At 57.7% G+C, this 25,288-nt stretch carries 17 protein-coding genes; 5 read left to right on the plus strand and 12 right to left on the minus strand.

Going from position 1 to position 25,288, the window contains the following annotated elements:
• Positions 1 to 8: 8 nt before the first annotated feature.
• From BRAGE_RS0131135 to BRAGE_RS55150, 8 genes are all read right to left on the minus strand, one after another.
• Complete coding sequence (locus tag BRAGE_RS0131135; protein WP_027563392.1) at positions 9 to 890, minus strand: pantoate--beta-alanine ligase; 882 nt, start codon at positions 888 to 890, stop codon at positions 9 to 11.
• A 194-nt stretch (positions 891 to 1,084) separates the two neighbouring features.
• The gene (locus BRAGE_RS0131140) at positions 1,085 to 2,566 is read right to left on the minus strand and encodes a pentapeptide repeat-containing protein (protein WP_027563391.1); all 1,482 of its coding nucleotides are present in this window, start codon (positions 2,564 to 2,566) and stop codon (positions 1,085 to 1,087) included.
• Between the two features lie 885 nt (positions 2,567 to 3,451).
• Positions 3,452 to 5,176 carry a dipeptide ABC transporter ATP-binding protein gene (locus BRAGE_RS0131145; RefSeq protein ID WP_027563390.1) on the minus strand — a complete coding sequence of 575 codons (1,725 nt, stop codon included), beginning with the start codon at positions 5,174 to 5,176 and terminating at the stop codon, positions 3,452 to 3,454.
• Complete coding sequence (locus BRAGE_RS0131150) at positions 5,177 to 6,034, minus strand: ABC transporter permease (RefSeq protein WP_231164225.1); 858 nt, start codon at positions 6,032 to 6,034, stop codon at positions 5,177 to 5,179.
• 2 nt (positions 6,035 to 6,036) lie between these two features.
• Positions 6,037 to 7,026: an ABC transporter permease gene (locus BRAGE_RS0131155; protein ID WP_027563388.1), complete on the minus strand. Its 990-nt coding sequence runs from the start codon at positions 7,024 to 7,026 to the stop codon at positions 6,037 to 6,039.
• On the minus strand, positions 6,998 to 8,620 hold the full coding sequence (locus BRAGE_RS0131160; protein ID WP_035730273.1) for an ABC transporter substrate-binding protein: 1,623 nt from the start codon (positions 8,618 to 8,620) through the stop codon (positions 6,998 to 7,000). The genes BRAGE_RS0131155 and BRAGE_RS0131160 overlap by 29 nt, the downstream gene beginning before the upstream one ends.
• Positions 8,621 to 8,721: 101 nt before the next feature.
• Positions 8,722 to 10,044 carry an NtaA/DmoA family FMN-dependent monooxygenase gene (locus BRAGE_RS0131165; protein ID WP_231164223.1) on the minus strand — a complete coding sequence of 441 codons (1,323 nt, stop codon included), beginning with the start codon at positions 10,042 to 10,044 and terminating at the stop codon, positions 8,722 to 8,724.
• 23 nt (positions 10,045 to 10,067) lie between these two features.
• Positions 10,068 to 10,460, minus strand: coding sequence for a hypothetical protein (locus BRAGE_RS55150; RefSeq protein ID WP_141263292.1), 393 nt, complete (start codon positions 10,458 to 10,460; stop codon positions 10,068 to 10,070).
• A 2,326-nt stretch (positions 10,461 to 12,786) separates the two neighbouring features.
• Between BRAGE_RS55150 and BRAGE_RS0131180 the strand changes: the two genes are divergently transcribed.
• On the plus strand, positions 12,787 to 15,042 hold the full coding sequence (locus BRAGE_RS0131180) for a hypothetical protein (RefSeq protein WP_027563385.1): 2,256 nt from the start codon (positions 12,787 to 12,789) through the stop codon (positions 15,040 to 15,042).
• Between the two features lie 550 nt (positions 15,043 to 15,592).
• On the opposite strand, the gene BRAGE_RS0131185 is transcribed toward BRAGE_RS0131180, so the two are convergent.
• Positions 15,593 to 16,033 (minus strand): VirK family protein, encoded by a 441-nt coding sequence (locus tag BRAGE_RS0131185; protein ID WP_027563384.1) that lies wholly within the window; start codon positions 16,031 to 16,033, stop codon positions 15,593 to 15,595.
• 1,319 nt (positions 16,034 to 17,352) lie between these two features.
• Here BRAGE_RS0131185 and BRAGE_RS57185 point away from each other — a divergent pair.
• The 4 genes from BRAGE_RS57185 (at position 17,353) to BRAGE_RS53545 (ending at position 22,289) form a co-directional block, all read left to right on the plus strand.
• Entirely contained in the window at positions 17,353 to 17,517 is a 165-nt protein-coding gene (locus BRAGE_RS57185) for a hypothetical protein (protein WP_231164222.1), read from the plus strand.
• A gap of 1,957 nt (positions 17,518 to 19,474) precedes the next feature.
• Positions 19,475 to 20,164, plus strand: coding sequence for a response regulator (locus BRAGE_RS0131195; RefSeq protein WP_027563383.1), 690 nt, complete (start codon positions 19,475 to 19,477; stop codon positions 20,162 to 20,164).
• 69 nt (positions 20,165 to 20,233) lie between these two features.
• Entirely contained in the window at positions 20,234 to 21,646 is a 1,413-nt protein-coding gene (locus BRAGE_RS0131200) for a type II and III secretion system protein family protein (RefSeq protein ID WP_051378561.1), read from the plus strand.
• Positions 21,647 to 21,656: 10 nt separating this feature from the next.
• Positions 21,657 to 22,289, plus strand: coding sequence for a CpaD family pilus assembly lipoprotein (locus BRAGE_RS53545; RefSeq protein ID WP_035730277.1), 633 nt, complete (start codon positions 21,657 to 21,659; stop codon positions 22,287 to 22,289).
• Between the two features lie 191 nt (positions 22,290 to 22,480).
• Here BRAGE_RS53545 and BRAGE_RS0131210 read toward each other — a convergent pair whose 3' ends face one another.
• The 3 genes from BRAGE_RS0131210 to BRAGE_RS0131220 form a co-directional block, all read right to left on the minus strand.
• Positions 22,481 to 23,518: an EscU/YscU/HrcU family type III secretion system export apparatus switch protein gene (locus tag BRAGE_RS0131210; RefSeq protein ID WP_027563380.1), complete on the minus strand. Its 1,038-nt coding sequence runs from the start codon at positions 23,516 to 23,518 to the stop codon at positions 22,481 to 22,483.
• Complete coding sequence (gene sctT, locus BRAGE_RS0131215; protein WP_027563379.1) at positions 23,515 to 24,330, minus strand: type III secretion system export apparatus subunit SctT; 816 nt, start codon at positions 24,328 to 24,330, stop codon at positions 23,515 to 23,517. The genes BRAGE_RS0131210 and sctT overlap by 4 nt, the downstream gene beginning before the upstream one ends.
• A gap of 681 nt (positions 24,331 to 25,011) precedes the next feature.
• Positions 25,012 to 25,287 carry an EscS/YscS/HrcS family type III secretion system export apparatus protein gene (locus BRAGE_RS0131220; protein WP_027563378.1) on the minus strand — a complete coding sequence of 92 codons (276 nt, stop codon included), beginning with the start codon at positions 25,285 to 25,287 and terminating at the stop codon, positions 25,012 to 25,014.
• Between the last annotated feature and the right edge of the window lies 1 nt (position 25,288).

The following is a 25,288-nucleotide window of genomic DNA, read 5'->3' on the forward strand; positions in this document are numbered from 1 at the left end:
TCGCCTGGCTAGGACTGTTCAGGCAGACCGATCCAGATATCCGAAGGACCCTTCACGAGAGTATCTTGATCTGGAACGTAGATATTATCGAAGATCCTGAGACCATGAGCCGTTGCCGCTCCCAAAATTATGAAAGGGAGCTCGACTTGCTCCAGGTCTTCGAAGTTGTTAGCGTCGACGACTCGAACAAACTCGAGTTTAAAGTGCCGGAACTTGATCTGAGATGTGGCGGACGCGACCAGATCCTTCACACTAGATGCCCCTTGGGCGATCTCTTTCCTCGAATGGTTGAGTGCCGTGAAAAGGCAGGACAGCTCATCAAGTTCGGAACGGCTAAATCGTCTCAGACGCGACGAAATGGGCACTCCGTTCTTGTATCTCACGGTCGGCACAAACCTTATCTCGCAATCCAGAAGGAGATCTGCGACGGCGCGCTTCACCAGGATCGCCTGACCGATGTCTTTCAGGCCGAAGTAGCTGCGGGTCGGCTTTGCATAGCAGATCCAGCGGACTGCCCCGGTAACGGCTTCCTGCAAATAGGCCTCGGGTCCCCCTAGACGCAAATGACAGTCGCCTTGCGATACAAAGGTTCGATAGCCAGGCGGGAACATTTCGGTGTCGTTTGAGGAAATTACGGCAGTTGCTCCCGAACGCAATGCAAGTCCAATATCGTCGTCCAAATTGAAGTCGTAGCTCCCACCCGGTCTAAGCTGGATCTTGTTCGGGTAGACTGTGACGATCGCGACGTCATTTTCCGATGCCGCCCTTTTGATCAGTTCTGCATGCCCAAGATGCAGGGCTCCGAGAGTATGTACCGTCCCGATAGTCTGCCCTGTTCTCGCCACCTCCCGGATGAACGCTTTACCTGCGGAAAGACATGCCAGATGCATTTTCTACTCCAGTCTCTTTGAATGCCAAAAGAGCGTCGGTCGGATCGCACAGAAGGTCTGCCCTGCCTCTCGTATCCGACGATGCCAGGGAGGCCCATAGCGCTTAAGCGCTCGCTCACAGCACGAACGACCGCCCAGACCTGTCCTAAGCTCGCCGACACTGCATGCCTTCTATTTTGCAGTCTCCGAATCCGTCAGGTAGACCCTTCTCGACCTCGTCTGATCAAGGATGAGAATTCAGTCAGATAGCTTGATGACGCGCGCGGCTGATCCCCCTTCAGAGCGGCCTGTAGGCCCGGACATCGGTCTGCAAAGAACGGTGGCTCGAATGTGGTTATCTTAGCGCCCGAAAAGTCCACCTTTACAAAGCTTGCCTGGAACGGCGACATCCCACTCAGGTTCGCCTCGCGCAAGGACGATTGGTTCATGCGAACGTACGCGGCCCGCGTTGCCTCCAGATTGGTTCTCGTCATTCCTGCGGCCAGATATGCCTGAACGAGATTCGATCCTTCGAGATTTGCCTCATCCAGCGCCATCGATTGCGGGGGATCACCGGTGATCATCGACCTGTAAAGGTAAGCATTGGATAGGTCTGCGCGTTCGAGATCGCAGTCGCGCACAACGGTAGAGCGGCCACGAAAGCCCGATAATTTGGCGGCTCGCATTGTGCTCTCTGTTATAGAAATGCATTCGCCTGATGCCAGAGACAGGTCCGCTCCGTCGAGCTCGCAGGAATGAATGGATGCACCGTTAAGCACGGCACCGACGAGGTTTGCGTTGGACAAGCTTACGGACAAAAGCCGTGCCTCGGTCAGGTCCGTCTGCTCAAGCTCCGCATTTGGAAGATTTGACAAGTGAATATCAGCAAATGGTGCGCACATGCCTCTCGCTGCGATGCGGCCGCTTACCTTTGAGAATCTCAGATACGGAAGATGAGCGCCTTCGAGGACAAGACCGTCGACCGAGGTGGGACGCACAATCGATAAACAGTTCCCCTTTGACTGGAAGAACGAGCAAGACGCCAGATGTGATTTCGTGATCGTGAGTTGACTCAGCTTGGCAAAGCGGAAGGAAGCGGAAGGAAGGAAACATTCATTAATGGTCGAACCCTGTAGCTCCGCGCCATCGAATACAGCATCACTCGCGTCGCATTGGTAAGCGAGAAGTCCGCTGAGCATGGCGTTATCGAAGCGTGTCTTTTTCATGCTGCAACCGTGAAACAGGCTGCCTGTTGCATCAATTACATTGCGCAGACTGGCATCGTCGAAGTTGCACACCTGCGCTGCAATCGCATGCATATACGCAAAATCGAGCTTGGCCCCACGGAAACTTGCCCTCTCTAGCCCCGGACAGATAAGATTCGCCCCAGAAAGGTCTGCCCGATCCAACTTTGCTCCGTAGAGCTGCGCACGATTGAGGGTACAGCGTCGCAACGGGAAGTCTGACAGGTCGTGGCCGTTAAAGTTCTCGGACGATAGCTGCAAGCCAATCCCGGTCCTTCCGATCGCCTCTTCGGTTCGCCTCCCAACCGCGGCCACCGCGCGCAGCCGATCGGCAGCTCGGCTCCAGTACCGAACAAAGTCGCCATCTGATGATAGATTGTGCTTCGGATCTGACCAGTGCTCTGCCCCTTCATTCGCGGTGCACTCACTATCAGGGCCGATCGTTTGCGACATGACGATTCCGTATTGCCCGGATTACGGGGGGCCTGTTATCGACCTCTCTTGCTCCGCCTTGAAGGTAAGCTATGCGACCTGTGGCGAACTCGTCGGCGAAATGACGACACGATGCCTCGATGAGGCGCCTATTGTGTCGGTGACCTCCGCAGCGGGCACGCTTGAGCACGTCATCCGAATTCTAGTCATGCGCCCCCCACTGCCGCGCGCTGACGTTGTTCACCGAGTCCGGCAACGTCGACAACGCAACCGTCTTTTGACATTGCCGTCCAGTCGTTGCGATTTGTCTCGTCGGCTCTTTTAGGCAAATCCACTTCGCTCTCCATCAAACCGAATGCGAAAACTTCAGGGCCTTGCTTGTTTTTTCAGAATGGACCCACGGCTTCCGGGCGAAAAAGTGATCGTTCGCAGGGCTGAAGTGGGCCCCTACTTGGCGTTACCTCATTTCTGATAGCAATGACCGTGCCAGCCGCATCAGTTGCAATTAACGGCTGAATAGGCGTCATGAAATCAATATTGACGCCGAATGTTTTGAACCTGACAAACACACTCTCGTTGTCAGGGACCGCACCATGATGGCAAGGCTATCGTGAAAGCGAAGATTGCGAGCTCGCTTGCACGGGCGCAAGAGCCGCCTGTCCTTTGCGAGCACGCAATCGATGACTTGCAATCCGACAATTGCGGATCGCCGAGCTCAGGGTTAGAACTCGGCTCGCCCTGCTCCCGCGCGCCGACCGGTCCATCTAATGGGAACCCGTGCCACAGACTGTCCTGTTCGAGCGGTGAACGAGCGCGTAATCGTGACCAACTCGGCGCGCAAAGGCGAATGCCCCGCGATCGGAGATGGATAATGATTTTATGATAAAGAATCGGATTCGAAGGCGTTCATGCGATGCCTTCTTCGAGGATCGTAGCTGAATGACCTATCTGGTGGTCGCGCACAAGACGCGGCATGGCGGCGATAAGGCTCTTGGTATATTCAGACGCTGAATTGCGAAATATCTCTTCAGTGGCGCCACTATCGACGATTCTCCCCCGGCGCATAACTATGACGCGATCGCTGATGTGACGAACAACACTGAGATCATGCGAGATGAAGAGATAACTTACGCCGACGCGGTCCTTCAGATAGCCGAGCAGGTCCAAGACCTGGGCCTGGATCGAGACGTCGAGCGCCGAGACCGGCTCATCGCAGACGATGACGGCAGGATTTGGCGCAATCGCGCGGGCGATCGCAACGCGCTGGCGCTGACCGCCCGAGAGCTCGAGCGGTCGTCGGTCCAGCAAGGCCTGGGATAGCCCGACCAGGTCGAGCAGCTCGATAACGCGCTCCTGCCGCTTGCGCCGTGTCTCAACGTCGCTCGAAAGGCTGTCGGCTAGGATGCGTCCGACCGTCCAACGTGGATCAAACGAGCCAAGAGGATCCTGGTAAATGGTCGATAGTGACCGCCGCCGAGCCCGCCGTTCGCGCTCGGCGAGCGCGGTCCAAGGCCGGCCTGCAAACTGAACGGCTCCCTCGTCAGGCTCCTCGAGCGCCAGGACCATGCGCGCCATCGTTGACTTTCCTGATCCGGACTCACCTACGATGCCCAAAGTCTCGCCGGATCGCAGTTCGAACGAGACGCCGTCCACAGCCGTCTGTAAAGTGCCGTCCGGGCCCTTGAAGCGCTTCACCAGACTTGTCGCTTCGAGCAGGATGGGACGAGATTTCGGTGGGGATTGCACTTCTGGCTGCGTTTGCCGGGCAGGCGCACGCACAATAGTGGATGGTGAGAGGCGTGAGCCGCGCGGCCGGCCTGATGGCACGGCGTCCAGCAGCTGCTTAGTATAGGGGTGCTCCGGATCTTTGAATATTTGGTCGGCGTTACCGCGTTCGACGACCTCGCCTTCTCGCATGACGAGGATCTCATCCGCCACGCGGGAGACCACTGCCAGATCGTGACTGATCAGGATCAGAGCCTTGCCCCTCGTTTTGGTCTCCTCAAGGAGCGACAGCACATGAGCTTGCGCCGTCACATCGAGAGCGGTCGTCGGCTCGTCGGCGATCAGGATGCGGGGATCGAGCGCAAGTGCCGAAGCGATGAGAGCCCGTTGACGCTGGCCGCCGGATAACTGATGCGGCAGCTGCTCGGCCTTGGTCTCGGGGTCGGGGACACCGACGAGCTTAAGAAGAGCAATGACGCGCTGCGCGAGTTCCTTGCGCGATGATACCGCGCCGTGGAGGAGCAAGCCTTCACCGATCTCTTTGCCGATCCGGCGAAGCGGATCAAGTGAGACGAGTGCATCTTGTAATACAAAGCCAATCTCGTTGCCGCGGATGCGCCGCCAGGCACGATCGCTAAGACCCATCAGGCTCGTTCCGTCGAAGCTTAGCTGGCGTGCATGAACATTGGCGTAGCGACCAGCGAGGCCTATGAGAGCCCGCGCAGTCACGCTCTTGCCCGAGCCGGATTCACCGACAATCGCAAGACACCGTCCCGGTCGGAGGGAGAAGGATATGCTGCGCACAACCGCTTTCTCGTCGGTGGCGCGACCGAAGGAAACACGCAGCGAATCGACCGTGAGGAGGTCTGGCTGCTGCGGGACAGGCTGTAGCCGACCCTGTGACATTCACGTTTTTCCTTCCAGACGGTCCTGTAGATGGCGCCCGATGATGGTGAGGCTGAGGGCAAACGCCGTAACTGCCAAACCGGGTATGATCTCCAGCCACCAGGCGTAGATTACATAATTGCGCCCGGCATTGAGCAGCGCGCCCCATTCAGGCGCCGGGGGAGCGACGCCGAGTCCAAGAAAAGCAAGAGCGGAGGCCCATATAATCGCCTGACCTACGCCGATCGTCATCATTGCCGTCAGCGGGTTCATGGCGTTGGGAAGAATATGCCTCCAGATGATACGGGGAAATGGATGGCCCAGCACCTTAGCGGCCTCCACATACCCTGTCCCCTTGATGGCAAGCACCTGGCCCCTGATCATGCGCGCATAGCCCGGCGCTGTGCTGATTCCGACAGCTATGACCTCAGTCAATACCGACGGCCCAAAAACGGTCACGAACACAAGGGCGAGCAGGAGCGTGGGAATTGCGAAGAGCATATCGACAAGCCGGCTCAGGATGCTGTCGCATACGCCACCAGAAAGTGCGGCGGCGACGCCGAAAACGATCGCAATGGACATGCTCAGCGCCGTCGCGCCTAGTCCAATAGCCAGCGATTGGCCTGCGCCCTCGACTACTCGAGAGTAAACATCTCGACCCAATTGATCAGTTCCCAACCAATGGGCGATCGACGGAGACTGCAATGACGATCTCAAATCAATAGCGAGCGGATCGTGCGTCTGCAGCACCTTTGGCGCCACAGCCGCGAGGGCAAAGAGGCCAATGATGATAAGACAGGCGGCAACTCGGAACGGAACATGGCCGACGATTGTCAGGACCTCTTTGAGCGAACGAGACACGGTGGCTTCGGCGAACATGCTTATGTCAACCTGATCCTCGGATCGACCACCCGGTAAGTCAGATCGACAATCAAACTAACAAGAACGAACAGGCCCGCAGAGACCAGAACAGCTCCCGAGACAATCGGAACGTCTCGCGAGGACGTTGCAGCAACAAGGACTCCACCTAGGCCTTGACGGGCGAAAACCACCTCGATCAAAATCGCGCCCGAAAGCAGTTTGCCGAGCGCCCAACCTGATAAACTAATGCCAGGCAATGCGGCATGGCGGAGGACGTGGCGAAGCCTGACGCCGAAATCACTCATGCCTCGGGCCCGCGCGGACGTAACGAACGGCTGCTCGAGCACGCGCGTGAACTCATTCTGAACGACTTGTCCGAAAAAGCCCGATAATTCAAGAGCCAACGCAAGTGCCGACAGAATGAGCCCGGCCGGAGAACTTCCACCGATGACCGGAAAAATGCGCAGCTTTACCGCAAAAACAACCAGCAGAATTGTGGCCAGCCAATAGGGCGGCGCGGTCGCAAAAAAGACCTGCGTGTCATTGAGCAACTTCGCCCACATGTTGTCTCTGCCGGCGATGAACAAGGTCGTCAGGACTGCGATAATCCATGCGAACAGCAGCGCGGTGACCGCCAGAATAATGGTAGGGCCAATCTGTTCCGCGATGATCCCTGCGACAGGCCGATGCTGCTGGTACGACTCGCCAAAGTCTCCATGCGGGATTCGCAGTATGTATTTTCCGTATTGAACCGCGAGCGGTTGATCAAATCCGTATTTCGCATTGATCGCCGCAAGTTCCGCCGAGGACGCGACTCCGACGTTGCCGCTTGTCGCATTGATGATGATCTGGGCGCGGTCCCCAGGGAGCACACATTGGATCAAAAACGCGAAGGTTGCGGCAGCCCACACCACGACCACACCGGAGAATATCCGGCGCGCGAACCAAACAATGGGATGATGGGCTGCTATTTTCACGGCGTCACTTCCCATCATCGAAATGAGCGTCATAGAAAACGGGTTCGCCGACCGAGCCGCGGTCCAGCCAAACGTCTTTGAGGTTTGGCTTGGTCGCCAACGTTACGTCCAGCACCGTGAGGCCAATCACAGGAGCCTCATCCACGATCTTCCGTTCCGCCTGCTGATAGAGGGCGGCACGTTGCGCCCCATTGAGTTCCTGCTCCGCCCTTTGAATGATGTCCCAAAGCGTCAGATCTTGATAGCGTGAGGGATTGAAGCGATTAGTCTCGCCCTTCTGATCGGGCTTCCACGAGATCCGGAATATCTCCGCGCCGGGGGCAACCCAATAGAGGAGAACAATCTCATAATCATCGGGTCCGAGGTTTTTTCCTGCGAAGAAATCAGCTGGATTGGTAGGCTGAAGACGTACGTCAAAACCGGCCGCTCTTGCCTGCTGCTGGATAACTTGCAAGGCTTGCTCGCCATCTGGCTTCAGAAAAGCGTTCGAATAGGACACGCGCACGATGAGCGGGTTGCCATTCTTAACACGAACGCCGCTAGGATTACGCTCGGTCCAACCCGCCTGGTCAAGCAATTGATTGGCTTTCCGAATATCGTACGTATACGATTGCCCGAGCTCAGGCAGGTATTCCGGCGAGCTCTGACTCAGCGCACCGTTGCCTTCAAATGGCAAAGAGCCAAGGAATGATGTGTCGACTGCGGCCTTCCGGTCGGTAGAATAGGCAAACGCCTTGCGGACGAGCACATCGTCAAATGGGGGCCGTGCCGTATACAACGCCAGGCGCAGAGGGGTACCGCCAGTAATGTGCCGCAATATTGGAAAACGGGAATTGGCCTCCTTCCATGCGATAGCTGGGATATCGTATATGGCGTCGGTCTCGCCCGCGATGAACGAGCCATACCGCACGGTCTGATCTGGCAGGAACTTCCAGCTGATTCCGTCAATGTAAGCCGGCCCTTGATGTTTGGCGGTGGCCGGCGCCGAGTTGTAGTCGGGATTGCGGCGGAAGGTGACCTCCCGTCCATGACGCCATTTGTCGACAATGAATGGACCTGAGCCGACTGGGTTCTCGCAGTTTACCGCAAGTCCGCGTTTGAGCGCGGAAGGTGAGAGAATGCCTTGCGAGGATTGAGCAAACACGTTCAGCAAGGGTTGAAATGGCACCTTCAAGGTTACCTGTAACCTCAGAGGAGCGATTGCTGTTGCCGATTCGAAGCTATCGCTAAGATACGGAGCAGCAGTCGGATTACGCAGATCAGGGTCGTTGCTGAGCCATCCGTTGATGTTGTCCGCAATGGCCTGCGCATCCAGAGAAGTGCCATCCGTGAACTTCACATTCGGCTTTATCTCGAATGTGTATATCTTCTTGTCATCGGAAATTGTCCATGACTCGGCCAGCCATGGCATAATCTTGCCATCCTCGCTGCGGGCGACCAGATTATCGCTGTATTGGCGTTGCAGATACCATTGCTGCACCCATCCTCCGAAGAGGCACGCCGGCTCCTGAAAGTGCCCGTAACGAATAACGCCTCCTCGCTTTACGCTCCCGGCTACCCCTTCTTGAGCATGAATACTTGACGGCAGTTGCGACAGGCCCAAGAGCACGAGGAGGGCCGCCTTCACGGTTCTTGCTGGATAGTCCGACTTTCCAGTGAATCGCCTCGTTGACCGCGCATTCGACAAATGCATATCCAGTCTCCAAATCATTTGATGTTGAGGAAGCGTCATAGCGGTGGGCTAGCTGTGGCTCGTGCCGGCCCGAAAGGAATGGAAAGCCCGAAATGCTCTCGCAGCGTCTGCCCACGATATTCTTTGCGAAAGAGCCCGCGCTTCTGCAGGATGGGGACCACATTGTCGACAAACGCCGAAGTGCCATCTTGCAGCACGTCCGGAATGATGTTGAAACCATCAACCGCGCCAGCGCGAAACCATGCCTCAATCGAGTTTGCGATCTGCTCGGGCGCACCCACGAGCACGCGGTGGCCAAACGCTTGAACGCTGCTAACGATTTCGCGAACCGTCCGACCTTGACGCGCCAGAGTCTCAATCGTGCGATGGTGACCGACAGAAAACGGAACATCATCTGCAGCAGGCAAGATCTCCTCCGGGATTGGCCTTTCGAGGCTGAGCTTCTCGACTGCCACGCCCATGCTTCGTGCAAGAGCAGCGATGGCGCGCTCCATATCGAGGAGTCCGTCAAGGTTTTTCTTGCGACGAACCGCTTCTTCCTCGGTACCCCCGATACAGGTGACAAGGCCTGGCAGGATGAGCGGGGCCGCAGGGCGGCCGAATTGCCGAGAAAGCGCGCGCAGGCGCTCTGCCTCCTGCATCGCCGTTGACAAGTCCCCGGCTGCCGCAAACACGACATCTGCACTGCGGGCGCCAAGCCGTAATCCGGGATCCGAACCGCCAGCCTGAACGATGACTGGGTGGCCTTGAGGCGAAGCGGGATGCGTAAGTGGGCCCCGGATGCCGAAACTATTGGTAGCGGGATCGAGCAGGCGAAATTGGCTCTGATCTGCGTAAACGCCCGCAGCCTGATCGGCGATGACTATCTCGCCGCTCCAGCTCAGCCAGAGAGCACGGACCGTTTCAACGAAGTCCTCCGCACGTCTGTAGCGATCCGCTCGCCCAACCTCTCGGCCGCCAAAGTTCGCAACCGTCGCCGGACTCGACGTCGTGACCGCATTCCACGCAACGCGCCCGCGGCTGATGACATCGAGCGATTGGAAGCGCCGGGCAAGATTGTATGGTTCGTTGTAGGTAGTCGACGCCGTCGCAATCAGACCAATCCGATCCGTTTCACGTGCAATCACAGCGAGAACCATCGTCGGTTCGAGCCCATTAAGCGGCGGCTGGTGCGTGATGTCGGAACTTATCGCGGGGGTGTCGGCGAGGAATACAGCATCCATCAGACCATGCTCCGCAATCTTCGCAGCGCGGACGTAGTGCTCGATGTCGAAAAAGGCGCTTGGATTCGTGCCCGGCCAGCGCCATGCGGCGGAATGACCACCGGCACCATGAAGATTTAAGCCAAGATGAAGCATGGAGTTACCCGAAGACATAACCGTCACTCATGCGGCGGCATCTGAGCTGCTTGGCGGGCCTTGTGGACAGCCAGGGTGCGCTTTCGCGCAAGCGCACCTTGCATGTGCTCCGGGCAGCCAATTTGAGGGATAGACAACAAACAGCCGGCTGATGTGAGAAGAATGTCACCAAAGAAGCTTTTGGTAGGTCTTGCGATCTTCTCCGAGCGGGCGCGGCCAAGAAGAGCTTCGACCACGCTGGTTGCCGATTGACACCGACGTGACAGCTTGTCTCCAGCGGCGGGTTGCTTCCACACGAGTACATTCACATCGGCTCTCCAGAATTCATCAAGAAGCCAGCTCCTTTTCAGGAAGATGTTTGGATGGGATTCGCGATCGAAACGTTTGGACTCCCGACCGAGCGAGCTAATGATCATGCTAGAGGATCTTTAGAGGTCCAGACCATGCAAACGCAATAGTTGAGTATTTCAATCTACTATCGTCCCTTGGCATCCTCTTCTATTGCCGTTTCTAACCTTCCCTCGCGTAATCCCAAACGTTCTCTGATCAGGCTCACCGAACACGCGCTGCGTAATTGCAGCAGCTGCAATTGGGAGCGCCGGCGGCGCCGCGAAAAAGATAACCGCGATGCGATCGAGAACACACGGCAATTTTGGACGCGACATGATTGGTCGACCGCTTGCTGCCGCGCTGCAAAGTGACATCCCATCAATAAGGCGTCGCCAAGCCCAGCATCAAATAATGCGATGAACCATTCGAGATTATAGATGCCGCGTTACGGCAACGCTTCGAAGCTGCGCTGGACTCGAGGATGCTGGAGCGTCGTTAACTCTTGCGCGCGCGGCGCATGTCCTCGCGTAATCTACGCGTGTGATGACGCACCGCCAATTTGCCAAAAAGGCCCGTCTTCACGGCCCCACGAGCGCGCCGATATGTGCACGGGACTCAGCTACCTTGGACACAGCCGCCTTTGAGCATCAAGAATCGCGGCGCATCAACGTCGACGAAATCACCCAGCTGATATCGGATCGCCTCACTTACCGGCACATGGCAGTGGGACGCCTCGGGATGGATCGTTCGTGGTCTTGTCACGTCTGGTTGGCAATCCAACGTCTCGTGGCGGATGTCTGGATTGAATTGCATCGAGCGGGTCGTGTTTTGCGACCAGCTTTCGCCGCGCCCGCGCAACTGCCGCCCCAAACAGCAGTCCCAACAAAGCACAATGAGCTTCAGGCCAGACCGGCGCAATCACGAGCCCGATGGCTGCGGCATCGGCTACTCGGATCAGAGCTAGCCCCTGGACGAGCCTTTCAACGACATCGACTTGCGCACAATGCAAGCTGACGCAGATAAACTTATCCACCCAGCGCAAGCTCACCGATTGCAGCTCTTTCGCGCACCGCTTCTCCCAGACCATTCACACCGCGCTGCCGTGGAGCTGGACAGGGGCGAAGGGTCCATCTCGCCAAACTCAACTCTGCAATGAACAACAGGCCCGCCAGCACAGCTGGCAAGGGCCCGGACTTTACTTCAACCAATGGGCCTGGTCAGCTATTCGACAGCTAAGCCCTTTAGCATAGTAACATCTCTATCGGACTAGCAGGCCCACTTGATGGCTCAAGTCCTGGAGGAGAAGGACCTGGATCCTGGCTCAGCCCGTTCCGCACGCCCTCAACATACCGTCCGCTGCAATTTTATCGAGAGTTGCGCCCGGCTCAGCCTCTGATCCTCATCGGACCAACTTTGCTCGATGATATTGACAAGGCAACCAGTGAGAATGGAATGGACCCATTTGACAAGGTGAACCCGTCCGCGGCTCGCATCAGTTGCGTCGAGCCGCAACAGGAAGAGACCGCGCGGCAAGCAGACTTTGAGCTGCGGCTTAGAGAGCATCGGCCAGTCCTCCAGCACCAGCTTCAGCCGGCGCTGGATCGACCCGAACTGCAACGGATGGCAATAGGAGAGCGGACCTTATCCCGAAGAACGAACGGTGTACAGCCGCATCCTTTGTAAAAGCGCGCGCTCAACTCGCCGTAACGCTGACCTGCGCGAGCCTTGCGGAACTCAGAAGGGAAATCGAACTCGCCGCGTAGACGTCAACGCCATGGTCAGGAGCGACTGGACCGTCGACCGGCGGCGTGGATGGTAGCCGCGTTCACGACGACGTGGTGGCATCCTCATACTTGGAGCTGCAGCGCTTCCAAAACCACGCTAGCCATCCAAGCCGCGCGGGTTCGCCAATCAGAGTGCAATGGCCCATTTGCGTTCCATGGCGGCTTCGCGTTTCGACGCCGCCCCCTGGAATATCTGGGGAGGCCAACGACTCGATCTGGGTCGCGCAGCGGCAGAGCACATGAGGGGCGACACCACTTCTTCGCCCTTTGTGTCGCTGTCCGAGGAGGCCTCCCAATTGCTCCTCTCGCCAGACGACGACAACGAGTATGGCGCCAAAGTGATCGCGGAAAATGCGAATGAGTTGCACACGTACACGGTGCCAAGGATCACCGCTTGGACGGCTGACGAGATCGTCAGTATTCTTGAGGACGGGACTGAGGATGATGAACCCAATCTGGCCTGGGTGAGTGATACCACAACTGAGGAGCGCGAGGTACTGTTTTTGGGCGGGAATCTGGAGGACTATCGGACCGCGAGCGCATCGTACTTTCCGCCCGGCCAGATCAGGTTTTGGAAAGCTAACGTGGGTAGCGAAAGAACGAGGAAACGAAGCGAGCGGACTGCAGCATGGATCGAAACAACGCGATCAACCCAGCGTATAAAGATTCCGCTACGTCAGATACCACGGTTGAACAACCCAAAGAACCGCAAGCGGTGTTCGAGCAACACTTGCGAGAGGTGCGACAGCTTGGCCCGGTATATTCCCATAGCGGGCTTTATGACATCACCGAACAAGACGATCGCCTCATCCAAGCAGCGTCTGGTGCCGCCCTTCACCGAGGCCCACCGCCAAATGCGATTACCATTGAAATCTATGACCGTCGGCTTCGCAAATTGGCAGAGCTGCTGAAGCAGTCTGGTCACTCGATTGCTGAGCTCGATGACGACACGTTGCTCGAGCGCTCCAAGACGCTACTGCCAAAAGACAAGGTGATCTTCTCTGCATTGTCAATGGTGAGTAGGTACCGGGAGCCCAGCGATACCGCTCCGCCGCTCAGAACACATTATCGTCCGTCTAAGGAAGATACCAATCTCATCAGAGAGGCGACCGAGGCGGCCTTTGGTCGAGCAATGGACGCAAAAACCGCTGGAAATTACGCTAGCGGTCTCCGCAAGCTAGCGGCAGCACTGCGCCCCTTGTCGATTGCCAAGCTCAGCCACAAAGCGCTGCTCGGCTATGCCGATGCTTTGTTTCCGAACGACAAGAAGCTCATCTACGCGTTGAACAGGCTGAACGACTACCGCCGAACCGCCGGGCGGGACAACTCGCCGAGTTACGTGGGCGATTCGCGCCGGTCAATGCAGCCGGCCGCCGATTTGCCGGTCCAGCTTTTCGAACGTGAGCAGCCTTTAGGGAACGCGGACGGCTCATTGCCGGCGGGCGGCTTCAATGCTCAGCAGTTTTGGGAGGGAACGGGTTTAACCGCTCGTTCTCCCGCGCAACGTGTCGCCCAGAATAGGCTTTGCGACGCTGTGCGCCAAAACAATGTGCCTCCACCTTCCAGCGTCGATGAGCCGGCACTTTGGCAGGGAATGCGTGTCGCCCCCTCGCCCCTGCAGAGTTTCGCTCAGGAAGCGCTTTTCGATGCGGCCGATCGCGAGGGCCTGCCGCCAGTCAATGCACCGGTGCTTTGGCCGAGCATGAGTTCGGTCGCCTACTCACCCGTGCAAGATGTCGCCCAGGAACAGCTTTTAGGTGCAGCTGATCGCGAGGGCTTGCCGACGACGCTCTACGATGCGCCGGTGCGCTGGCCAACTGCCGGTTCAGTCACCCATTCGCACGTGCAAAGTGTCATCCAGCAAGAGCTTTTCGATGCCGCGGATCGAGACCAGTTTGCGCCTGCTTTCGATCTTCAGGCATCGAAATTATGGGGGGCAACGGAGGCGACAACCCATAGCGCCTGCGGGGCGGACCCTTTCGATGCCGTGATTTGGCAGCCCAGCTCACGGCCGCAGGGTCCAGCTTCTGAAAAAGACTTTGGACGGATGATGAATCAAGATGGGGAGAGAGCCGGCGAGAGCTTTGACGCCTCCATGGCCGTTACCGAAGGTTTTTCCCATGGCAACCAGCCCGCGACGGACATGATGCGTTCCCGGCTCAGCCGCTGGGGTCAGATGCCGGATGCAGCACAGCGGGTTAAGACCTACAACATTCACGGTGAACGCTATACCGGCGTGTTAGGACCGCGTGGGGGTAGCGATCTTCAGCTCATCCATCTGCGCTCTCCTGCTGTTGGCGATACATTTGACGTTTCATTCGCAGTGCCCAACGATTTTTCTCATCGCACCCAGCTCGCTCCCGACATGATGCTTTTCAAGCTGGGCAAGTGGGACTTCTTGCCTAATGCGCAATATCCGCTCATGAACTATGAGATTGGTGGGGAACGCTATACGGCCGTGCTGGGGCCGAGAGGATCCAATGACGTTCAACTCATCCATCACCCAAGGTTCGCTCTGGGGAGTGAAGCTGCGTCGGTGACTCCGATGGCTTCCCCGCATACCTACGACGGCCTCGCATCTGGGCTTGATCGGCCCTCCGGGTTCGAATTGCAGGCGGCGAACCTCCAACCGCCGTCCGCCGCGCCCCCCTCGGGCCACCACCCGCTCCCGCAAGTTCCTGAACTCGGAGAGTGGTTCGGCCTAGACTGGAGGCACGGCCCGCGAGAAGCTTCGACTCTCGTGATTGACATGCTTCAAAACCTGGGCCTTCTGCCGAGCCAGGGCGTCCCCATGACCCGCTTTTTGATCCATGGCGAGCCCTACACGGCTGAAAGCCTACCCGGTGGCCGCGTTCTTCTCTTCCATCGGCCGCAATTTGGCTGAGCGATATGCTGTCGGCACCTCGGGCAGCCCCACAAGCTCCCGAATCCACTCGAATCGCCTATTTTCGGAAATCAGAACCGCGTCCGAACGACAATTGAGACGGCGAGTAAACCACGTAGCCGCCATTCACAGCATGATCTTAAGCGGGGTGGTTCAATCACCCTGCGGCTGCATCCGGCAGCACGGAAGGTTCAAGTGAAGAACCCCAAAAGACGCGGCATGAAAGATACCAGCTCATCCTGGGCGGGCCGAGGGTCGAGCGAAATCATCGCGAGCCCGCCGCTTGATCGGCTTGTAAATACACTCCCAACAGAACCGCGGAGGGCGCGGGGACGTACCTTGCCCCGCTCATCTGGAGCGTTCGACTGAGAAGCCGGGGCTCCAACCCATATGATGACATCCCGAACCGCCGATCCTCCAATCGCTGAGACGAATGGAGATCGACGGCCCTCACGCCCAACGTTGGTCAAACAGCAGCAACTTGGCGCAACTCGGATCCTTCACGATTCGGATCAACTCTTCGGAGCGCCCCTCTTCTCTGTGCTCTTCGTTACCAGATGAACTTTGCGCCATCCGGCAGTTCGCAGATGAATTCGCCTTGGTTCACAAGCTCGGCGGTTCCGACAACAAGCTTCGAGGCTCGCACCGTCAGCTTGCCTTCGCGGCTAAGGCTATGGCGGATGTACTCGGTCACGGCATGTCCAGAGCTGTCGACCGTTTGGTGAGCATTGGAGAAGCTGATTCCATTCTGGACCGTCACCCTGAATGCATTGATAACCAGACCGGCCTGCGTCGCCGATGCAGGTTTGCCGACCTCCGCGGGGCTACAGTGGCTCATGTCCAGTATGAGCTTCACATTCTTCCCCGCCTGCAGGGCATTGAGCACCTCGGTGTATTTCGGCGAGGGCTCATCGGCTCTCGCCAGAGCGCTAGCGCTTGCGACCGAAAGCAAGGACAACAGGATCGTCAGTCCTTTGCCGGTAATTTTCATATGCTCTTCTCCCTCGATAAGTACTACAGCTTACGTTTTTCAAGATGTCGTGCTCGCGCGTTGCTTGGCTTTCATTCAGCAAGCGCGCTCGCACCTGTACAAAAACAGCCTGCCGCAATCAGGCGCAAGTAGTTGCGACGGCTATTCCAACATCACAACCTCGTAGGTCAGGTTCTGGGAGGGTTCGTCTCGCGGGCGTCGACAACGATTTGTTCGATGGTCGGCCGCTTGGAAACCACAAACGACGAGCGGTCGCGCTGGTCCACTCGGGCGTAATGAGCGAGGACATGCAGCCGTCCCATCTGCAGGAGCAGACGATCTACCAAGGGAGCACTCGATCAGCCGCATGCGCTTGCGTGTCCCTCTTAGTCTGCAAGGACTGTCCGCCCTAGGCGACAGGTGAAGCGAACGCAGCGCGGCGGTCGAGGAACCCGGTCTCAGCCTAATCGATGTCAGCTTCTCGAAAGCTGCACCTGCAACAATCACGCCGATAGGCGGCACTTCGAAGGGAGTAGAGAGATGAATGTTGATCCACGGAATGCCGCAGACAATTCGTTTGAGGTTCAGCTGCCGCACCACGTCGGTCGACAGCAGGACGAGCTTAGCGCCCAAACCATCGCACCGACAAGTTCAGAAGACCAAGCAAACCTTGAGCAAAGCTGAATGACTTGGCTCTAGATGACTTGGATTCGGTCTAACCCCACCGCAGCGCCAGTCTCCTTAGCGGCAGATTCTGCGAGCGCCGCGCCCTCATCTGCGCCAAACGAAGCGATCTCGGAACCCAGTCGCTATCCAGCCTCATCATACGTCAGTGGGCGCGCTCAGCTTGCCGCAACACTGACGGGTGCCACTCTTGAAGCACTTCGGAACGAGATCGAACTTGCCGCGCAACAAGCAGCACGTTGGTCATCGGCTTTCGACGCTGCCATTGATCGAGATCGCGTATTCGACGACGTGGCGAGGTCGTCATATGTCACACTGCGGCGTTTTCAGAATCAGGACACTGATTGCACATAAGATATTGCACTCGTGTTTTCTTCCGTGTGCGGCTTCCGCAACACGGCTCGAGATCATTATTCCGTTGGAGATCCTCTGGAGCGGTATCCCCTGGACCGAGCCCGCCAGGCTGGTTGGCATATGCGGGGGAAGACTACAGCCTCAGCCTTCGTATCGTTAGTCGAGGATCCGTCAAAACTCGTCGTCTCTCGCGATCCGTAGGCGAGAGCGATTGCCAACAATGCGGACGGCTACACACCTACACCATACCGAAGACCACAATCTGGACGCCCGACGACGTGCTGAGTAGCATTGGGCTTGCAATGAACGCCGAGGATCAGGACACCATCGATGGAGACGTCGATTTGATGTGCTCACTGGGCAGAACGCCGACCCGGGAAACCGAGCGCCTGTTCCTTGGAGGTAATTTGGAAAGCTACCGCACCAGTAGTGAAGCAAATCCCTACAAGCGCGAGAGTAATGAGTAGATGGTCGATCGCGCCATTTGGCAGGTTCGTTGGCGACCAAGCGCCACAACACCCTGCAACGAAGAAAAGCGGCGCATCAGCTCCGCCTCATGCACAACAGATTAAGCGTAAGGGGGGCGACCGACGGCCCGATGAAGGCGCCGATCGAGCCGTACAGCGGTTGACAGTTCCGACGGAAGGTCAGGAGGACACCGATGTTGTCCCCTCATCCCTTTCCGCTCGTTGAAGCATCGTGGCATCTTGGGTGCATTGTGTCGCGAGGCAGGAATTTATCAGCCGGCTTCAGGGGTTGGCAGGCGGATTTGGCGAGGTAAGCCGCTGAAAGCGCAGCATCCCTCGCGTTAGCTAACTCTTTCTGACAATGATCGCGCGTCAACCAACAGTGTTCGGCCGCGATGGCATCATACATTCACTCACCCGTAACAAGCGGCGCTATGGCATTAGAGCCGATCCGCAACCTGGATGCGTTCCATCAAAACAATCGATTTTGCCGAGCATGCCTAAAGCCCTCATAGTCGATCGCAATGTATGGAGACCGCATTCAAGATGACGTCTGGCAATCGATTCTCTCCTCAGTCCCCTACCGAACAACTTGGCTCGAGCGATCGGCAGTCTCGCGTCACATCGACGTCCCGCGCCCGCCCCGATTTTCCCACTAAATTGCCGAGTATGAGGCAGATCGGATTGGCCGATCTTTAGCGTCATAGCCGAAAGACTGCCTCTTCGCGCGCTTCAAGGCGTTATGGCGCTACGCTTGATTGGACAGACAAATGCTCACGACCTTGGACAGAGCGCGATTGACCTTCGCACAGCTCGACAGCATGGCCCCACTGTGTCGTCATTGCCTCACAAGGAGTCCGATGTTGATGGCGCCGATACAAAGAGCCCTTAAAGGCACTTGAATCTCACCCAGCGTCAGATTGTAGGATTTACGACAGTCTCGCGACAGACTCCACTCGCGTGAACTCTTCCTGACAGGTAGCGACAATTGCGAACGTCTCAGAACCTCGATGCTCGGCCGATACGGCTTGGGACACTGCTCGACTGCTCCGATTCAGATCTTGCAGCGCTCTTCGCAGTCAGGCGAAGATCCAGCGCGCGAGAACAAGGCGAGCAATCGCCGTACCGATCACAGGCTCGGTCCAAGCTCGAGACTAGATCGTTCTTGCGCCGTTCAACCCGTCTGACGAAATTGAGCCGGCCTCACTGCCTCAGACAATGCGCGACAGCAATGCCAGGCTCAATTTGTCCTTCCTTGGCAGCCTTCGCTCGGCTGGCGCGGAGAAGATCTTGGAAGCAACCGAGCTTCAGGACGGTTCACACCATGTTTGGCCATTATCACCGGCTGGCGAGACAATGTCTAACCCGCCCATGGGCGTGTTGAGCGTTTCATCGCATCTTGGCCTTTTACAGCCTGTCGTCCGCCGCATAGCGCGTAAACTGTCTTAAACGCGGAAAACTTGTATCGTAGTGACTTGACGACACTACGGGCTCAACAGCCTTGCAGGACTGACCGCGGATCAAGACGATTTGGGAGTTCCAATGTCGGTTTCGCAAGTCCGTTCGGCGGCAAATACAGCCGCTCTCGCCTGCGCTTTCCTTTCACTCCGCGAGTTTGGCGCGATCGCCACTGCAGGCGTTCGCGTAATGCATGCAGCCATCGCTATGTTTAGCCCGCAGATGAATCAGCACATCGCCAGGGCTCTCGTCCTCGTGAGAGATTGCCGATCACTTGCCGGCGTTAAGGAGATTTTGAGCCCCGCCGCGGGCTGGAACCATCCGCCGCAGGCCCCCGCCTATCCGCCGACGGCGGACGTGCACTGCCTGCCAACAGGCTCTTGCGTATCGCGCACGGGTTTTCGAATTCACGCCAAAGCGGCATCCTCTGGGTTCCGCCGATCGTCATGGTCAAGCGTGACACGCTCAAGTCCTACCGAGGATGGAGGAGAGGCGATGAATGCGAATTCTCCTGGTTGATCATCATGCGGACTTTGGCCGCGCCGTGAAGGAAACGCTGCTGAATTGCGGGTTCGCCGTCGACGTGACGCGGACGCTGGACGAGGCGTCGGCCGCGTTGGATTGCGCGAACTACCACATGATACTGCTCGACTCCTTTTTGCCCGATGGAGATGGTTTGGACTGGTTGAAGCAGTTGCGGCGCGAAGGACGATCAATGCCGACTATGATGATGAGCAATCTCAATGATCTCAGTCGGCGGATTGCGATCTTCAACGCCGGAGCGGATGATTTTCTGCCCAAGCCCGTTTCTATCGACGAGCTCGTTGCTCGCATGCGAGCTATTCTGCGACGATCAACGCAGATGACGGCGCCGGTGGTGACATTCGGGAATCTGCATTTCGATCCGATCGCGAGACAAGTCTCCGTCGGTGGACGAGTACTGAGAATTGCGCGCCGCGAAGTGTGCATTCTTGAACATTTGCTCAACCGCGCGGGCCGTACCGTGCCGCGCGCATCGCTCGAAGAAAGCTTGTATGCATTTGACGACGAGGTCTCGACCAATGCGCTGGAAGTCGGGATTTATCGCCTGCGCACGCATTTGAGCCAGGCGGGTGCAACGCTCAGGATCAAGACCGCGCGCGGTGTCGGTTACACCCTTGAACTCGTTGGCGCAGCATCGGCTGCCTAGCCGATCGAACTTGAAAGCAGCACTCCCTTGAACTTCGTCAACAATGACGCCGGCCCTGATGGACCGTCGATGGTCGCCAGCGGCTCGCATTATGCCGCTTTTCCCCGCCTCTGCTACGCCCTGTGCGCAGTTGCTCTGCTACTTCCGCTTGCTGCCGCGGCTCAGGCAAAGCGAGATGGCAAAGGAGAACCGCCACGGGCCGCGCCTGGCAGCACCACCGGCACGCTCAACCTTACCTCCTCACAGGGAAAGACAGTTCATCTGACCGGACCGGCTGCGAGCATTTTTATTGCCGACCCTGCCATTGCGGATTATCAGGCGCCGTCGAACACCACGATTTTCGTGTTTGGCAAAAAGTCGGGACGGACTAGCCTGTTCGCCCTAAACGACAATGGAGAGGCTCTCGCCGAGCTGCGTGTTGTCGTCACCCAACCGATCGAGGATCTGCGGGCCGCGCTGAAGGCCGAGGTCGGCGACTATCCGATTCAGGTCAGCTATACCCCGCGCGGCGCGATCCTTAGCGGTACGGCGCCTAATGCCGAGGTCGTCGAGACCGCCAGGAAGGTCACTGAGCAGTTTCTTGGGGCTGGCGCGCTGGTTGTCAACAAGATCCAGGTCGCCGGCTCATTACAGGTGAATCTCAGCGTACGGGTGGCAGAGGTCTCCCGCATCGCCGCCAAGGATCTCAACATCAACTTCACCGCCTCGAGCCCAAACGGCGCTTTCCTTGTCACCGGCAAAGGGGGAGGGTCCGGCGCAGCCGGCGGCGGCGGCACGATCGGGATTGGATTTAGCGCCGGCAACACCAACTTGAGCGCTGTTCTGGACGCTCTCGCAAGCGAGCACCTCGCCTCAATCCTGGCTGAGCCGAATCTGACGGCGATGTCCGGCGAAGCCGCAAGCTTCCTCGCCGGCGGCGAATTCCCTATTCCGGTGATGCAGGATAACCGGCAGGTTTCGGTCCAATTTCGCCAGTTCGGCGTGAGCCTCGAGTTCGTTCCAACGGTTCTCAACAATAATCAGATCAATATCCGTGTGAAGCCCGAAGTCAGCGAACTGTCGAGCGAAGGCGAAGTCAAAATCAATGGCATGGCGGTCCCTGCCCTCTCCACTCGGCGGGCGAGCACCGTGGTCGAGCTCGCCAGCGGTCAGAGCTTTGCAATCGGCGGCCTCATCAGGCGCAACTTCAACACTGATATCGGCGAGTTTCCCTGGCTCGGCGATGTGCCGATCCTGGGCGCGCTTTTTCGCTCCTCATCGTTTCAAAAACGTGAAACTGAGTTGGTCATTATTGTCACGCCCTACATCGTGCGGCCCGGACCGAATCCGAACCGGATGAGTGCGCCGAGCGACCGCATCTCGCCGCCCTCAGACGCGGGGCGAATTTTGACGAACACGGTGGCCCGACCGCCACGAGAGCGCGATGCGCCTCGCGCCAGCGCACCAGGACTGACCGGCAGCGCCGGCTTTATTATCGAATGAGGGTCGTCAAATGAAATTGCGACATCTCTGCTACCCAATCTTTATTGCGGCAACAATGGGTGGCTGCGCAAATACCGCTTCGATCCAGCCCGCGCCGGCTGACCAAGAGATCCAGGTCGAGCAGAAGAGTAGCGTGCTGTTCCTGCGGAGCCTTCGTGGCTCCGAACGGCATCGGCTGCGAAGCTTTATTGCAGCGACCAGTCGCGGCCGGCGGGATGCCCTCCATGTGAGTGTCATCGGCTCACCCAGACTCATCGCACAGGTGGCCGACGAGGCTCGCGCCATGGGTGTTGCCAACTACAACATCCTCCTGTCCGCTTCTCGTGTGGATCTGCCGGTTCGTTCCGGGGTGAGGATCGAAGCGATCACTTTCGAAGCTCATCCACCGGTCTGCCCCTCGCTCTCCATCGTCGGTCCTACGGTGAACGAGAATTCGTTCAATCCTACCCTTGGCTGCTCAGTCCGGAATAACCTCGCGGTCATGATCAATGATCCTGGCGACTTGTTAGGCAATCACGCTGTCATGCCGACCAGTGGTGATCGTGCAGTGCTTCCCATCACCGCACGTGGGGCAACGACGGTGGGCAATAGAAGCAATTTGGAGGGTGAAACCCATAACAGGGCTGCGCCAGAAACCCAATAAGCTGCTCGTAAGAGCCGAACAGCATGAACCGGTTGGCATTCTGGTCCATATCGGTTTGGAATCGGTCGACGAGCCTCCTGGACTCCAATCTTTGCTCGGTCCTGTTTTGGGGATCGTGCAGCTCGCAGATCAGGTTCTGGGACAGTTCGGTCATTGACCAGTGGTTTGAGCGCGCCGATGTTTGCGCGATGCTAAACGAGGCCGGCGGCAAAGACTGCCTTTGCAACCCTCTCGAAACACTCCATCGGAACGGCTTTGCCCATCGCACCTTTTCGGATCAGCTGACGCGCCAACACATGATCCTCGACAATGCTCAGACGTTGGGCGCGCGCCTCCGCCAGTAATTGTGAAGCCGTTTCGCCCTCACCGCGACACACCAATACCGGGACGCCAGTCTCGCCCCGAACGTAGCGCAGCCCAATCAACGTCGCTCGCCCCGTCAGTATCACTGTCGCCCGATGGACGCCAAGCGGAGACTCGTTCGCCGACTCCCGGCGGAGCCTACGGTGTTCACCCCTGATCTGCGGATTACCATCCTGTTCCTTGGACTCGCGCTTGGCTTCGCTCTGCGTCATGCGCATGTCGCGCAAGAACAACCAACGCTGAATGAGCAGATCAGCCAAGCCGCCAATCAGAAGAGCACCGGCAGCGATCGCGATCAGCACTTTGAGCTCTTTAAAGACAAAACCAAAGCAGCTCAAATCGCAAACGGGCAAGTATACCAGTGCCCTCCAACTTGCGAGCACAGTGAAAACGAACGTGGCGCCAAGAACCAAAACTTTGACGATAGACTTTCCAAGCTCGACAACCGACCGCTGGGAGAAAATCCGCTTCAGCCCTTTGACGGGGTCCAATTTCTCAAAGCTGGGTTTAAGCGGCTCAACCGACATCGTCAGCCCGCCGCCGGCCAAGACACCGGCCAGAATCGCCGCGACAACCGCCGCACCTAGGATGGGAGCCGCGGCTGTTATAGAAAGGTCCATCAATCCGACCAGCGCCTGCCGGGCCGCACTGTTGAAGGGCTGTTCCTGCAGCTTGTCGGTGAGCCGCACAGCTTCGCGCCATCCGTCTTCGATCGCGCCCGCCCTGAAGCACAGGCAGCCGAAACCAGCGCAAAGGCTTACCGCGGTCACAAAGTCGGCGCTGCGCGGGCTCTGCCCTTTCTTACGCGCGTCCCTCAGCTTCTTGTGACTTGGTGGAAGATTTTTCTCTTCGCTCGTGTCGCTCATTTCAAGAACTTCTCGAGCCAATCCAGCACGCCGTTGAACCGAATGATCTCTGCTCCCATATATTCGATCAGGAAGACGGCGTAGCTGACCATAATGATTCCAAAGGCGGCATTCTTGATAGTCGGAGAGAGATCGTTCAGCTTGATTTGCGGCGCAAAGCGCCCGAGCAGCATGAGGGATACGTCAATCAGAAGCAGCAGAGCCAGCACGGGCCCGGCGACCACGAGAGTCGTATGCATGATATGGTCGAGAAGCCCGATAAATTCCATTGCCCCCTGCTGGGTCAGCGGAGGTAGCAGCCGATACACGGGCCAGATCAGATAACTTCCATATAGGCATCTGACCATGGTCTGCAGACCTCCTGATACAACGAAGATCGTAGCCGCGGCTGTCCCGAGAAAGAGCCCCATCGCGGCGGTTTGACTGCGTGTCGCAGGATCGTCCACCTGGCTGGAGATGCCGCGCTGGGTATCAATGATGTCACCAACGGCCTGGATGCTCCAAAGTGGTATACTAAGCAGAAAACCAAACAGCAGGCCGATAAATATCTCCTTCAAACCGAGGAGCGAGACCGCAACCATACGGGTGCCCGGATCTAGTGTCTGCAAGCCGTTCCTGATCTGCATCAAGCAAGGCAATCCAATCACAATCGTCGCGCTTGCGCGGATAATCCCGCCAATGTGCGGTCGCGTGAATACCGGAAGAACCAGCATAATGCCGAGGGCCCGGGCCGCGCCAAGACCGGCCGCAACGACGAACTCGACAGCATTCTGAATCAGAGCTTGCGTCTCGGTGGGTGACAAGGCATCCATTTGAACTCAGCTCGTCGCGCCTTCAGCCAATGCAACCGTCGCACTCACGTCGCCATGATGTGAGACGTCAAGAACTCGGCAGATCTCGTGTCCCCAGCGGTTGCAGAGCGACAGGCCTCCCAGGGCAGATGACTTCGGCTTCAACTATCCATATGACTACCGCCATCCGGCGCAGAGGTATGGCCATTCGATGAGAGCACCCGCGAAATCGCGCGCGGCCTACAAGCCACGCTTCTTCCGCTCTCACCGGCCGTAGCGCGGTTTGGAGATCTGAGGGCCAATTTCGCAGTCTATGGAGATCGGTCTCGAGCAACACCTTCATTCGCAGGCTCATGCACCAGAATGCCAGAAACTTGGGGCCGCTTGCAATCAAAGCGGTTGCCCGTTCACTTGTGTCGACAACTCGCCAGGCTGTGCATCGAGGACCAGGTCTCAGCAGGTAATTCCATCACATCGTAAGCACACCTGAATCGAACGGATAGAAATTCCAAATGGAGTCATCCTTCCTCCGAATACGGCGGGCTCATAGAGCCGAACAGGACAGTTCGGATGTCTATCCGTCTCATAATAGTGAGGCGAGCTTTCGATAAGATGACGAACTCGCCCTTTTGTGGTTCGCAATGAAGGCCAACAAACGAGACGCTATAGCTGAAACGTAGACAGGCTTGCGTTCCGCGCGCACTAATACCTCGCTGTGAGCGCGGGGAACTCAGTAAAGATACGCTGGGCTTGCTCGATCAGGGGCGCGCTCAGCACCGGAGCAAACAGAACGAGCACGGCGACGACGACGAGGAGCTTCACGGTAAGCGGCAAGGTTTGATCCTGGAGCTGTGTTGCTGCCTGCACGATGCCAATGCCCAATCCGGCCACGAGGGCTGCCAGAAGCGGCGGTAGAACCCAGATCATGAACAGGACTAATGATCGGCTCAGGTGGGTGAGAATGCTGGCCTCGTCCATC

It is taken from the genome of Bradyrhizobium genosp. SA-4 str. CB756, assembly GCF_000473125.1.
Taxonomy (GTDB): Bacteria; Pseudomonadota; Alphaproteobacteria; order Rhizobiales; family Xanthobacteraceae; genus Bradyrhizobium; species Bradyrhizobium arachidis.

Bases quoted from the DNA above. Each gene is read 5' to 3' on its own strand.
- BRAGE_RS0131135 (WP_027563392.1), bottom strand. From the start codon at position 890: ATGCATCTGGCATGTCTTTCCGCAGGTAAAGCGTTCATCCGGGAGGTG.
- BRAGE_RS0131140 (WP_027563391.1), bottom strand. From the start codon at position 2,566: ATGTCGCAAACGATCGGCCCTGATAGTGAGTGCACCGCGAATGAAGGG.
- BRAGE_RS0131145 (WP_027563390.1), bottom strand. From the start codon at position 5,176: ATGTCACAGGGTCGGCTACAGCCTGTCCCGCAGCAGCCAGACCTCCTC.
- BRAGE_RS0131150 (WP_231164225.1), bottom strand. From the start codon at position 6,034: ATGTTCGCCGAAGCCACCGTGTCTCGTTCGCTCAAAGAGGTCCTGACA.
- BRAGE_RS0131155 (WP_027563388.1), bottom strand. From the start codon at position 7,026: ATGACGCTCATTTCGATGATGGGAAGTGACGCCGTGAAAATAGCAGCC.
- BRAGE_RS0131165 (WP_231164223.1), bottom strand. From the start codon at position 10,044: ATGCTTCATCTTGGCTTAAATCTTCATGGTGCCGGTGGTCATTCCGCC.
- BRAGE_RS55150 (WP_141263292.1), bottom strand. From the start codon at position 10,460: ATGATCATTAGCTCGCTCGGTCGGGAGTCCAAACGTTTCGATCGCGAA.
- BRAGE_RS0131180 (WP_027563385.1), top strand. From the start codon at position 12,787: ATGGATCGAAACAACGCGATCAACCCAGCGTATAAAGATTCCGCTACG.
- BRAGE_RS0131185 (WP_027563384.1), bottom strand. From the start codon at position 16,033: ATGAAAATTACCGGCAAAGGACTGACGATCCTGTTGTCCTTGCTTTCG.
- BRAGE_RS57185 (WP_231164222.1), top strand. From the start codon at position 17,353: ATGAACGCCGAGGATCAGGACACCATCGATGGAGACGTCGATTTGATG.
- BRAGE_RS0131195 (WP_027563383.1), top strand. From the start codon at position 19,475: ATGCGAATTCTCCTGGTTGATCATCATGCGGACTTTGGCCGCGCCGTG.
- BRAGE_RS0131200 (WP_051378561.1), top strand. From the start codon at position 20,234: ATGGTCGCCAGCGGCTCGCATTATGCCGCTTTTCCCCGCCTCTGCTAC.
- BRAGE_RS53545 (WP_035730277.1), top strand. From the start codon at position 21,657: ATGAAATTGCGACATCTCTGCTACCCAATCTTTATTGCGGCAACAATG.
- BRAGE_RS0131210 (WP_027563380.1), bottom strand. From the start codon at position 23,518: ATGAGCGACACGAGCGAAGAGAAAAATCTTCCACCAAGTCACAAGAAG.
- sctT (WP_027563379.1), bottom strand. From the start codon at position 24,330: ATGGATGCCTTGTCACCCACCGAGACGCAAGCTCTGATTCAGAATGCT.
- BRAGE_RS0131220 (WP_027563378.1), bottom strand. From the start codon at position 25,287: ATGGACGAGGCCAGCATTCTCACCCACCTGAGCCGATCATTAGTCCTG.